The sequence below is a fragment of the Clostridium sp. CS1-1 genome, from assembly GCF_056135525.1.
The window spans coordinates 3,140,284-3,152,902 of sequence record NZ_CM148680.1; the positions used below are offsets into that span (position 1 = coordinate 3,140,284).

Here is a 12,619-nt window from a genome sequence, read left to right on the forward strand (position 1 = left end):
TTTGCTATCTTACTCTAACATCTCTACAGGTTTAATTCTGACAATCCTATCATATTACAATACAAGAAATAAATCTATAGTAATTTTTCGATATCCTCTACCATATCTAATGGTTCAACTGGTGATTCAAATCTACTTACAATATTGCCTTCACGATCCACTAAGAACTTAGTAAAATTCCACTTAATAGAGTCCCCTATTAAATACTCAGGAAATTTTTCCTTTAGAACAGAATATAGCATTTTTCCATTAATTGAATTCTCATCGAATCCTTTAAAAGAAGCTTTTTCAGTTAAATATTTAAACAATGGATGTGCATTTGTTCCTCTTACATCTACTTTTTCAAACATTGGAAAAGATACTCCATAATTTATTTCACAAAAGTTTTTTACTTCTTTATTGTTTCCAGGTTCTTGTTCTCCAAATTGATTGCATGGAAAACCTAATATTTCAAGACCTTGATCTTTGTATTTACTATATAACTTTTCTAAATCCTTGTATTGAGGTGTAAAACCGCATTTACTTGCTGTATTAGCTATTATTAAAACTTTTCCTTTGTAATCTTGAAGAGATACTTCCTCTCCATCAATTGTTTTTAACTTAAAATCATATATACTCATCTATAACACTCCTTTAAATATCTAGTGTACTATTTACACACTTATTGATTTTCTAATTAGTCTCTTTTGTTATTCCAAATACGTTCATAGTATTCTCTTTTAAAAACGACTCTCTAGATAGATTGTATAAAATTAAATTTTATACAATCTATCTAGTAATTATTATTATACTCCATTTCTAATACATGTCAACATATTTATAATTTCAACCTGACTACTTACACCTCTCACCATAAACAGAGTTTTAATACATTAATATTTAATTATTAGAAGCCTTTTCCATCGGCATTTACATAAGAATTATTTTTATAGCAACTTTGTTAAGTTATACGGTTACAAAATAACACACCTTACCTAAATATGGCAGACTTGTTCTTATGATAAAGAGATTCTCAAAATTAGAGTCACATTACTATATAAAATAATGGAGAACTCTAAAACCTTAGAATTCTCCATTATCCAAATATTTAATTAGCTAAATCAAAAACCTCTAAATCCTCTTCTTTAAATTCTGCAAATTTAACATCTACTATAGCTTTAAGCGTATCTAAAGCTGTCACTACTGCTATATTTCTTTCAACTGCGGCTCTTCTTATAATAAATCCATCTCTCTTTGAGTCATTCCCCTTAGTCGGGGTATTAACAACTAGGTCTACTTCGCCATTCTTAATTATATCTATTATATTAGGATGATCTTCTTTAAGTTTTCTCACTTCTTTAACTTCTATATCTGCATTTCTCAATAACTCTGCTGTTTTAGAGGTTGCTGCAAATTTAAATCCTAGCATATGAAGTCTTTTTGCTATAGGTAAAAACTCTTCCTTATCATGGTCATTTATAGTAGCTAATATAGTACCGCTTTCCTTACGAACGAACATATTTGCTCCTACAAATCCCTTATATAAAGCCTCTTCTAAAGTTTTTCCTACTCCTAAAACCTCTCCTGTAGACCTCATTTCTGGTCCTAAACAAATCTCTACCTTTGGTAGCTTTTGTGTTGAAAAAACAGGAACTTTTACTGATATCAATTCTGGCTCCTTATAAACATCTGTACCATACCCTAAGTCTATTAGCTTTTCTCCAACCATTACTCTCGTTGCAAGTTCTACAATAGGAACCCCGCTTACTTTACTTATATATGGAACAGTTCTTGATGCTCTTGGATTTACTTCTATTATATACAGCTGTCCTTCAAATTCTATAAACTGTATATTTATCATACCCTTTATCCCAATCGCTAGGGCAAGTTTTTTAGTATATTCCAGTATCTTATCTTTTATATCGATACCTACATTTTGACTTGGATACATAGTTATGCTGTCGCCTGAATGTACTCCCGCTCTTTCCAAGTGCTCCATAATTCCCGGTATCAATACATTTTCACCATCTGAGATAGCATCTACTTCTATTTCTCTTCCCATCAAATATTTATCCACTAGTATTGGATTTTTACAATCTTTTTCAAAGGCATTTGATAAATAGTATATAAGTTCCTTTTCGTTATAGGTTATCTCCATACCCTGTCCTCCAAGTACATAGGAAGGTCTTACAAGTACTGGAAAACCAAGCTTTCTAGCTTCTTCTAACCCCTGTTCTACATTCCAAATTCCCTTGCCCTTTGGTCTTGCTATTTGTAATCCTTCTAGCAATTCATCAAACTTTTCTCTATCCTCCGCAAGATCTATCTGATCTGCAGTAGTTCCAAGAGTCAGTATATTCTTTTCTTTTAAGAAACTGGCAAGCTTTATAGCTGTTTGCCCTCCAAACTGGAGAATTACACCATAAGGATTTTCTTTTTCTATAATATTTAATACATCTTCCTCTGTAAGAGGTTCAAAATACAACTTATCTGATATGTTAAAGTCAGTACTTACAGTTTCAGGATTATTATTTATTATTATTGTCTCTATTCCTAATTTCTTAAGAGCCATAACACAATGTACTGAAGCATAGTCAAACTCTATTCCCTGACCTATTCTTATTGGTCCAGAACCAATAACTATAACTTTCTTTCTATTCGAAACCTCCACCTCATCGTAAGCATCATATGTGGAATAGTAATATGGAGATAAGGCTTCAAATTCTCCTCCACAGGTATCAACCATCTTATAAACTGGATTTATACTCCATATATTTCTAAGTGCATATACATCCTCTGGACATACTCTTAGCATATCTGCTATGCCCTTATCTGAGAAGCCTTTTTTCTTTAGTTTATGCAGCCATTCTTTATCTAAATCATCTATTTTACTAAGTCTCAATCTTTGCTCTTCTTCCACTATCCATTTAAACTTATCTATAAAGAACTTATCTATTCCCGTAATTTCAGAGACTTTATCTATCCTATAGTCTCTTCTAAGCATTTCGGCCAGTGCAAATATTCTCTCATCGTCTGGTGACATAACTCTTTCTTTTAATTCTGATATGCTTAGCTCTCTAAACTTTTTATGCTCTAAAGAGTATTTTCCTATCTCCAAGGATCTTATTCCCTTCAAAAGAGCTGCCTCAAAGTTGCTTCCTATTGCCATTATTTCTCCTGTTGCCATCATCTTTGTTCCAAGTGATCTATCAGCTCCTTGGAACTTGTCAAAAGGCCATTTTGGAATTTTAACAACTACATAATCCAAGGAAGGCTCAAAGCAAGCATAAGTTTTCTGTGTTACCGCATTTTTAATCTCATCCAAACCATATCCTAGCGCTATCTTTGCCGCTACCTTAGCTATTGGATAACCTGTTGCCTTTGATGCCAGCGCTGAGGAACGGCTAACTCTTGGATTTATTTCTATAACAGCATACTCAAAGGAATGTGGATTTAATGCAAGCTGTACATTACAGCCTCCCTCTATTCCTACAGCATTTATTATATCTATGGAAGCGCTTCTTAACATTTGATATTCCTTATCAGATAAGGTTTGACTTGGTGCTACTACAATGCTGTCTCCAGTGTGAATGCCTACTGGATCTATATTTTCCATGTTACAAACAGTAATGCAATTTCCAAAACTATCTCTCATAACTTCATATTCGATTTCTTTCCATCCCTTAACACTTTTCTCAAGAAGTACTTGCCCTATTGTACTTAATTGAAGTCCTGACTCTAGTATATCTGCTAATTGTTCCTCATTATCGGCTATTCCACCACCAGTTCCTCCTAAGGTATAGGCTGGTCTAACTATAACCGGATAGCCTACCTTATTTGCAAAACTCATACCGCTTTCCATATCTGTTATTATTTCACTTTGTATAACTGGCTGACCTATTTTGTTCATCATATCTCTAAAAAGCTCTCTGTCTTCACCTTTTTTTATAGACTCAATTGATGTACCAATTACATCTACATCATATTTTTGAAGTATACCTTTATCATAAAGCTCTACTGCTAAATTTAATCCTGTTTGTCCTCCCATTCCCGCAAGAAGACTATCTGGTTTTTCCTTTTCTATAACTTTTTCTACAAATTCTATTGTTAATGGTTCTAAATATATCTTGTCTGCTACTTCCTTATCTGTCATTATTGTAGCTGGATTACTGTTTATAAGCACAACTTCTATGCCCTCTTCCTTTAAGGCTTGACAGGCTTGTGTTCCTGAATAATCAAATTCTGCAGCTTGACCTATAATTATTGGACCGGAACCTATAACTAAAACTTTCTTTATTTCTCTATTTAATGGCATATTTGTTACCTCCTAAAATGCATATTTTGTAATTTTTACTCTGCATATTCCATAAATCTATCAAATATATAATCGCTATCTTTTGGACCTGGACATGCTTCTGGATGAAACTGAACTGAAAATATTGGCAAGTTCTTATGCTTCATTCCCTCTATTGTTCCATCATTAACACTAAGATGAGTTATTTCCATGTCCTCTGGAAGCTCACTTACATAGTACCCATGATTTTGGGAAGTAATATATACTCTGTTTTCTTTTAAGTCCTTTACAGGGTGGTTTCCACCTCTATGCCCAAATTTAAGTTTTGCTGTTTTTCCACCTAATGTTAATGCTAAAAGTTGATGCCCTAAACATATTCCTACAATTGGCTTCTTGCCTATAAGGCTCTTAATATTTTCTATAACATTAGTTAAATCTTCTGGATCCCCCGGACCATTAGATAAGAAAATTAAATCTGGATTTACATTCAATATATCCTCTGATTTAGCATCTGCCGGAAAAACCGTTACCTTACATTTTCTATTTAAAAAAGATCTTACTATATTTTGTTTTGTTCCAAAGTCTACTATCGCAACATGCTTTCCGCTACCCTCTATTGCATATCTTTCTTTAGTAGTAACCTTCTCCACAGCTTCCTTATTTGAAAATCCTTCTAACTTACTTTTTGCCTCTTCCAATGAAATATCCTCTAAAGTAATTATTCCTTTCATAGTTCCACTAGTTCTTAAAATTTTAGTTAAAGCTCTAGTGTCTATTCCTTCTAAACCTATAATTTTATTTTGTTTCAAATAATCCTCTAACTCTAATTCAGATCTAAAATTGCTTGAAGTATTGCACTTTTCTCTGACTATGAATCCTTTAACCTTTGGTGATTTTGATTCCATATCCTCTAGATTTATTCCGTAATTACCTATAAGGGGATATGTCATTGTAACAATTTGCCCATAATAAGAAGGGTCTGTAAGAATTTCCTGATACCCTGTCATTCCAGTGTTGAATACAACCTCCCCAACACTATCCTTTAGGTAACCAAATGCATTACCTTGAAATGTTATTCCGTTTTCTAATATAAGTTTTGCTTTCATAAATAGACCTCCTCCAATTTAGTAAGTAAAAATACACTTCATGAAGGATTAAGATGCAGTTTAAAAGAAAAGAGCAGTAAGAAGATTACTTTAAAAGATAATCTCCCTACTACTCTCTATATAAGTTCTTTTTGAATTCATTAATTTATTTTTTTGCACAACAAAAAACATTACCATTTCATACCTCTTTCTGGCCTCACAGGACCAATTTAAAGTGTATTTTTTTACTTATTTTCAATTATAGTTCTAGATTTTGAATATGTCAAGCTTGTAAGTTTCATTTTTTCACTTTATCCGATGACTATCCGCTCTAATACTCCCTGTTCTTTAAACAGTACGTTTCGAGCGGCTACGTCCCTGGATTGGTTCAACTAAGAATAAGGTGTGGTTAAACCCCCATATGATTCAAGTTTCACTTTATCTATGCTATAGGATGATATATATTAACGACAGTACCCTCACCATAGACACTACTATAGAAAAGTCCAAATTCATCACCATAAGTCAATCTTATTCTTTCATTTACATTGAAAATACCATAACCAATTTTATTGTTAACAGAGGTTCTTTCTCTTAAAGCTTTATTAATTTTTAAAAGCTTGTCTTCTTTTATTCCTATACCATTATCTACTACCTTAAGGTGGATTTTATCATCTTCTAGAAATCCTGTAATAATAATTTTTCCTTCCCCTCTTTTTTCTTTTATACCATGATAAATTGCATTTTCTACTAAGGGTTGAAGTATTAACTTGATTACACTATATTCAAAAATGTTCTCGTCTATTTTTATTTCGTAATTAAGTTTATCTTCATATCTTATCTTTTGAATCATAAGATAGCTTTCAATATGTCTTATTTCCTCTCTTAACCTTATATTCTCCTCTCCATTATTTAATCCAATCCTTAAAAGATTTGTTAAGTTACTAACAATTTTAACAATATCCTTTGCCTCATGTTCCTTTGCCATCCATTGAATTGTATCCAAAGTATTATAAAGAAAATGTGGTTTTATTTGTGCTTGTAAAATATTAATTTCTGCTTTTCTTTTATTTTTTTCTTCTATTTGAACTAATTTTATTAGACCTTTAATTTCTCTTATCATGTTATTAAAGGAATTGCCAAGCTCACCTATTTCATCATTATATTTACTATTAAAATGAATATCTAGATCTCCCTCTTCAGTTTTTTTCATCAGCCTTCTTAATTTTGTAATAGGATTAACTATAGATCTTGTAAAAAATATAGCCAATATTCCTGCAAGCACCAATGTAAATATTGCAATTATAAAGGAATAATACTTTACATATGTTATAACTTTCAAGCTCTCATCAAGAGGAAATACTCCTATGGTTTTCCACCCTGTATATGAAGACTCTTTATCCATTATCTCATAGTCCTTACTATTAAGATTTTTAATAACAATTTTATTTTTCATATCATCTAGCCACTCATCTTTAATTCTGTAAACTACTGGGTTAACTGGAGCATAAACGATTTCATTATTTGAATCTACAATATATACAAATCCCGTTTTACCCGGTTTAACATTTTCAATTACACTTTTAATGATATTTAATTTCATATCTATAAGAATTACTCCAACACACTTTCCACTTTTATTTTCTATTACTGCCTTTGACATAGCTACCACATCATCAGCACTATATTGAAAAATATTATAAATATTTCGACCAACAGGTTTACTAAAAAGTTGTACTTTATCAGGATTTTTAACAGCTTGTAAATACCACCTTTCATTTACAAGTGCTTCCCTTGAAGTTCTAGTCATAACATCGCTAACATACATATCATTTTGGTTAATCACCATTATTCCAGCTATTTCAGGATGAATACTTGAAAAACCCATTATAGCTTTATAAGCATTCTCTTCTATATTTTGGGCATCAGCATTTTTATTTATATTACCGTAATTTAAAAACTCTGAAATCCTTGGCTCTTGAGATAGGTAGTTAACTATATTTTCTGTATCCTTAATATAAAAATCAATATTACTACTAATTTGACTAATCATCTGCTTTGTACTACTATTTTGTTCACTGTTTATTGAATTTCGATATATAAGGTTTCCAAGCGTGGTAATTGTAATGATTGGTAATAAGATAACTAAAAGAAAATAAGATATTAATCTACTTCCTATACTGCTATTTAAAAAATAATGCATAAACCTCTTCAATTATACCACTCCTCCAGTCACCTCTTATGTATTATCATATTATTTGAAATGTTACATTATACTAATTCAAAGAAGGAAGTGATTTAGTACCACTCCCTTGCTAGTATAAACTTTTACTTTAATTAACTTATAACAATTTTTTTCTTCTCGCTTCTTAAAACTATAACTCGCTGTAATGCAATAAAAGTAAATAGAAGCATGCCTATTGCGATTTTTGTCCACCAGGAATTAAGCGTTCCCTGAAACATAATTAAACTTTGAATTACACCAGTAGTAAGTACTCCAAACATAGGTCCTATAGCAGATCCAAAGCCACCTGTTAAAAGTACTCCTCCAATTACACAAGCTGCTATTGCATCCATTTCTGTACCATTACAAGAAAGCCCATAGCCTGACAATGTGTATATTGTATATAAAAGTCCACCTAGTGCAGAACAAAAACCTGAAAGTGTATAAACAAGTATTTTAGTTCTTCCTACAGGCAGTCCCATAAGCATTGCTGAATTTTCACTACCACCAATTGCATAAACTATTCTTCCAAATCTAGTATACTTTAATATATATATACCTAAACCCACAGTCAATAAAGCAATTATTACATTAATTGAAATAAAAGTGTCTGAACCAATTGGTATCTTAAAACCTGAAATCTTCGAAAATGTAGGATCATTAATTACAATATTGTCTATACTTACAAGAAAACATGACCCTCTAGCAAAAAACATACCTGCTAGTGTTACGATCCATGGATGAATTTTAAATTTCTGTACCAAGTATCCTTGAATTGCACCAAAAACAATTCCTACCAGTAAAACTATAATTATTACTAAAAATGGATTAAATCCCTTTCTTAATAAATCCGCTGCAATTACACCTACAAACGCTACCATGGCCCCAACTGATAGGTCAATGCCACCTGTGAGTATAGCAAAAGTTTGTCCAACAGCTAAGACTATCAAATAAGCATTATCAATAAAAAGATTAGAAAACACTTGAAGGGTAAAGAAAGAATCAAAAGATACAGAACCAACTGCAAATAATACTATAAACAATGATATTGTAGCTAAAATAGGTATATTAGCTTCACTCAATCTAAATTTACCAAACTTATCACTCTCTTGCTCCATAAACTTCCTCCTCCTTTACTTTAGATTTTCTATTAACAATAAACAATTTTCTAAATTCCTCAGATTGTAATAAGCATACGATAATAACAACAATAGCTTTAACAACTAGTATAACTTCTGGTGGTATTCCCATACTATATATTGTTGTTGTTAAACTTTGTATAAATAACGCTCCAACTACTGTACCACCTAAATAAAACCTTCCCCCTGCCATGGATGTTCCACCTATAACTGTTGCTAGAATTGCATCTAACTCCAGCCAAAGTCCTGCATTGTTTGCGTCTGCACTTTTTATATTTGAGCATATAATTAAACCAGCAAGGCCAGCAAGTAAACCACAAATAACATAAAGTGAAAAGATAATCTTTTTAGAATTTATACCTGCAAATCTGCTAGCGTTATTATTAACACCTATTGCTTCAGTAAACAAGCCTAATGCGGTCTTTCTCATTAGCAGATACATGATTACTATAATTGCTATAGCTATATACACTGCAAAAGGAATGAATATATAACCTGTGCCTATAAAAGAAAAAGTCTTATTGTTTAAAGTCAATATTTGGCCACCAGTTATTAACTGAGCTATACCTCTGCCTACTATATATAAAATCAAAGTACCTACCATTGGCTGAACACCAATATATGCAACAAGCATACCATTCCAAATACCACAAATTATTCCTACAACTAATCCTGCAATTATAGCTAAGAACACATTACCAGTTTTAATTACAATTGTTGCTGAAACAGCAGCACTTATAGCAATTATTGAACCTACCGAAATATCAATCCCTTGTGTTGCAATAACTATGGTCATTCCTAAAGCAATAAGTATAAGTGGAACAACACGATTTAGTATATCAATTAAACTTCCAAACAAATGTCCGTCTTTAACTTCTACCGTCATAAAACCAGGCCTTGTAAGAAGATTAAATAAAAGAATCCCAATTAAACACATTAAAGGCCAAAATATTTTGGAATGATAAAGTTTTACAAATGGATTATTGGATTTCCCTTCATTCACACCTCTTACCTCCTTCTGCAATTGTCTCCATAATTATAGATTCATTTATATAATCACCTAACAATTCTCCAATAATCTTCCTATCTCTTAATACAAGTACTCTGTCACAACAGCTTACTATTTCAGGAAGTTCAGATGAGATAAATAAAATTGTCATTCCCCCTTCAGCTAATTCTAATATAAGCTTTCGAATTTCACTCTTTGCTCCTACATCAATTCCTCTTGTAGGTTCATCAAGAATTAAAAGCTGTGGATTTGTAGCAAGCCATCTTGCAAGAATAACCTTTTGTTGATTACCTCCACTAAGATTATCAATTCTTTGCTCCATACTTGGTGTTTTAATCTTTAATAATTCTATATATTTCTGTGTAATTTCCTGTTGTTTTTTCATTGGCAAATAATTTAATATTCCCATTCTTGATTGCAATGCTAATACAACATTTTCTCTAATAGTCAATTGCCCAACTATTCCTTCTATCTTTCTATCTTCTGGGCAAAACCCAAAACCCTCTTCAATTGCTTTCTTAGGATAAATATAAGAATATTTTTTCCCACCAATGATGAGTGTACCACTATCTGACTTATCTATTCCAAATATTAATTTTGCACCTTCCGTTCTTCCTGAACCTAAAAGACCAGCAAAACCCAAAACTTCACCCTTTTTTATATCTATATCAAAAGGCTCAATTGTGCCCAATTTTCCAAGTTTACGTGCCTCAACTAAATTTTCTCCACTAACTTCTCTTTTTTTCTTGTTTTCTATAGTATTAATTATTTGAGTTTCTGAGGTCTCTTTTCCAATCATCTTTGAAACTAATTCTATACGTGATAGCTTATCTGCATCATATGTTCCAATCAATTCGCCATTTCTTAGTACTGTTAATCTATCTGAAATTTGATAAACTTGATTTAAGAAGTGAGTGACAAATATTATTGACATTCCTTCTAACTTTAATTTTCTCATAACCTTAAATAGTTCTTCTACTTCTTTTGCATCTAAACTTGAGGTAGGTTCATCTAATATGAGAATTCCCCTTGAGATATCAACTGCGCGAGCAATTGCAACCATTTGCTGTATTGCAACAGAATAAGAGGACAGCAGTTTCTTAACATCTATCTTTAGATTTAGTCTGTCTTCTAATAACTTTGTAGCATTTTTATTCATTTTATTCCAATCAATACTGCCTCTTTTCATTGGTTCACGACCAATGTAAATATTCTCAGCTACCGTAAGATTTGAACATAAGTTTACTTCCTGATAAACTGTACTTATTCCATGCCGTTGGGCATCCTGTGTTGAAGCAATTCTAATTTGATTTCCATTTAAAATTATATTTCCTTCATCTATTTGATAAACACCTGTAAGTACCTTAATCAAAGTTGACTTACCAGCACCATTTTCACCCATAAGCGTGTGAACTTCTCCTTTTCTAAGCTGAAAATCCACATTAGAAAGAGCCTTAACACCTGGGAAGGACTTAGATATGCCTTTCATTTCTAAAACTACATTACTTTCATCCATAAGAAGTTCTCTCCTTTATTAGTAATTTTTATACCATTACTAAGCTAAGTATAACTCCCTTTATAGTATAAGAGCCGAATACAGGATGAGTATTCAAGCTCTTATAAAAAAGGGAAGACTTATGAAAATTATATTTATTATTTATATATTCATATCAAAAGTATAATGAACATATAAACAACAGCTGGACAAATTAATAGATTGTCGGTTAATATTTACGGTTTGGTAATGCTTTTATAGCATCCTCTCCAGCAAATACACCTTCATTGGATTTGATCCATTTTTCCAAGGTTTTTCCTGCTTTTAAATCCTTTGCTGCTTGTAATAATTGTGGTCCTAATTGTGGGTTACATTCAACTGTACAATTAGATTTTCCATCAGCTATTGCTTGGAATGCATCCTTAATGCCATCAACAGATACTATAACTATATCTTTTCCTGGTTTCAAACCAAATTCTTCTATTGCTTGAATTGCTCCCATTGCCATATCGTCATTGTGAGCATATAAAGCTTGTATGTTTTTACCATCTGACTTTAAGAAAGCTTCCATAACTTCTTTTCCCTTAGCACGGGTAAAATCGCCACTTTGTGATTTTATTATCTTATAACCTGAAAAGTCTTTTATTCCTTCTGCAAAACCTTTTTGACGATCAGTAGCAGCACTTGCTCCAACAGTTCCTTGAAGCTCAACTATGTTAACTTTGGCATCTTTTCCAAATTTATCAGTAATGAATTTAGCTGCACTTTTACCTTCTTGTATGAAATCAGAACCTATAAATGTAGCATATAAAGAGTCATCAGTAACCTTTACTTGTCTATCAAGTAATACAACTGGAATCTTAGCATCCTTTGCTTCTTTTAAAACAGTATCCCAACCTGATTCAACAACTGGAGCAAGAGCTATAACATCAACCTTCTGAGCTATAAAAGATCTTATAGCTTTAATTTGATTTTCTTGCTTTCCTTGTGCATCAGAAAATTTTAATTCTACATTTGGATCTTGATTAGGAATATCCTTAACAGAGTTTGTTTCTGCAGTTCTCCAACCGCTTTCTGCACCAATTTGAGAAAAACCTATCACTAATTTCTTATTAGTAGTTTCCGTTGCTGCTGGTTTATCCTTATTCTGATCTGTAGAAGTCGCTTTGCTTCCACAACCTGTAAACATTGCCATTGTTAGAACTGTAGCTGTTATAATTGCAGCTATTTTTTTAAACTTCATTTTTAGAATCCCCCTATACCTTAAAATCGTTTACAGTAATATTGTATAATCTTTTCCTTTTTTTGTATTTATAATAATCAGTAATATTTTATACTTTTCTAAACAAAAATATCTCTCCTTATAAAGAGAGATAAACAGACTTCATATCTTA

Annotated in this window: 8 protein-coding genes; all 8 read right to left on the reverse strand. The window is 31.9% G+C overall.

Features of this window, described 5'->3' with window-relative positions; translation table 11 throughout:
• Positions 1-74: 74 nt before the first annotated feature.
• Positions 75-620: a glutathione peroxidase gene (locus AC0N0V_RS14735; protein WP_474458796.1), complete on the reverse strand. Its 546-nt coding sequence runs from the start codon at positions 618-620 to the stop codon at positions 75-77.
• A 467-nt stretch (positions 621-1,087) separates the two neighbouring features.
• Complete coding sequence (gene carB, locus AC0N0V_RS14740) at positions 1,088-4,294, reverse strand: carbamoyl-phosphate synthase large subunit (RefSeq protein WP_474458797.1); 3,207 nt, start codon at positions 4,292-4,294, stop codon at positions 1,088-1,090.
• A gap of 35 nt (positions 4,295-4,329) precedes the next feature.
• Complete coding sequence (locus tag AC0N0V_RS14745) at positions 4,330-5,379, reverse strand: carbamoyl phosphate synthase small subunit (RefSeq protein WP_474458798.1); 1,050 nt, start codon at positions 5,377-5,379, stop codon at positions 4,330-4,332.
• Positions 5,380-5,800: 421 nt separating this feature from the next.
• A complete protein-coding gene (locus tag AC0N0V_RS14750) occupies positions 5,801-7,573 on the reverse strand; it encodes a sensor histidine kinase (RefSeq protein WP_474458799.1) in 1,773 nt (590 codons plus the stop codon).
• Between the two features lie 122 nt (positions 7,574-7,695).
• On the reverse strand, positions 7,696-8,700 hold the full coding sequence (gene yjfF, locus AC0N0V_RS14755; protein ID WP_474458800.1) for a galactofuranose ABC transporter, permease protein YjfF: 1,005 nt from the start codon (positions 8,698-8,700) through the stop codon (positions 7,696-7,698).
• Entirely contained in the window at positions 8,684-9,724 is a 1,041-nt protein-coding gene (locus tag AC0N0V_RS14760) for an ABC transporter permease (protein ID WP_474458801.1), read from the reverse strand. Before AC0N0V_RS14760 ends, yjfF begins: the two co-directional genes overlap by 17 nt.
• The gene (locus AC0N0V_RS14765) at positions 9,717-11,246 is read right to left on the reverse strand and encodes a sugar ABC transporter ATP-binding protein (protein ID WP_474458802.1); all 1,530 of its coding nucleotides are present in this window, start codon (positions 11,244-11,246) and stop codon (positions 9,717-9,719) included. The genes AC0N0V_RS14760 and AC0N0V_RS14765 overlap by 8 nt, the downstream gene beginning before the upstream one ends.
• 208 nt (positions 11,247-11,454) lie before the next feature.
• Positions 11,455-12,468 (reverse strand): ABC transporter substrate-binding protein, encoded by a 1,014-nt coding sequence (locus AC0N0V_RS14770; RefSeq protein WP_474458803.1) that lies wholly within the window; start codon positions 12,466-12,468, stop codon positions 11,455-11,457.
• Positions 12,469-12,619 lie beyond the last annotated feature (151 nt).

Excerpts from the sequence above, each read along its gene's own strand:
- AC0N0V_RS14735 (WP_474458796.1), bottom strand. The coding sequence starts at position 620 with ATGAGTATATATGATTTTAAGTTAAAAACAATTGATGGAGAGGAAGTA.
- AC0N0V_RS14770 (WP_474458803.1), bottom strand. The coding sequence starts at position 12,468 with ATGAAGTTTAAAAAAATAGCTGCAATTATAACAGCTACAGTTCTAACA.
- carB (WP_474458797.1), bottom strand. The coding sequence starts at position 4,294 with ATGCCATTAAATAGAGAAATAAAGAAAGTTTTAGTTATAGGTTCCGGT.
- AC0N0V_RS14745 (WP_474458798.1), bottom strand. The coding sequence starts at position 5,379 with ATGAAAGCAAAACTTATATTAGAAAACGGAATAACATTTCAAGGTAAT.
- AC0N0V_RS14765 (WP_474458802.1), bottom strand. The coding sequence starts at position 11,246 with ATGGATGAAAGTAATGTAGTTTTAGAAATGAAAGGCATATCTAAGTCC.
- yjfF (WP_474458800.1), bottom strand. The coding sequence starts at position 8,700 with ATGGAGCAAGAGAGTGATAAGTTTGGTAAATTTAGATTGAGTGAAGCT.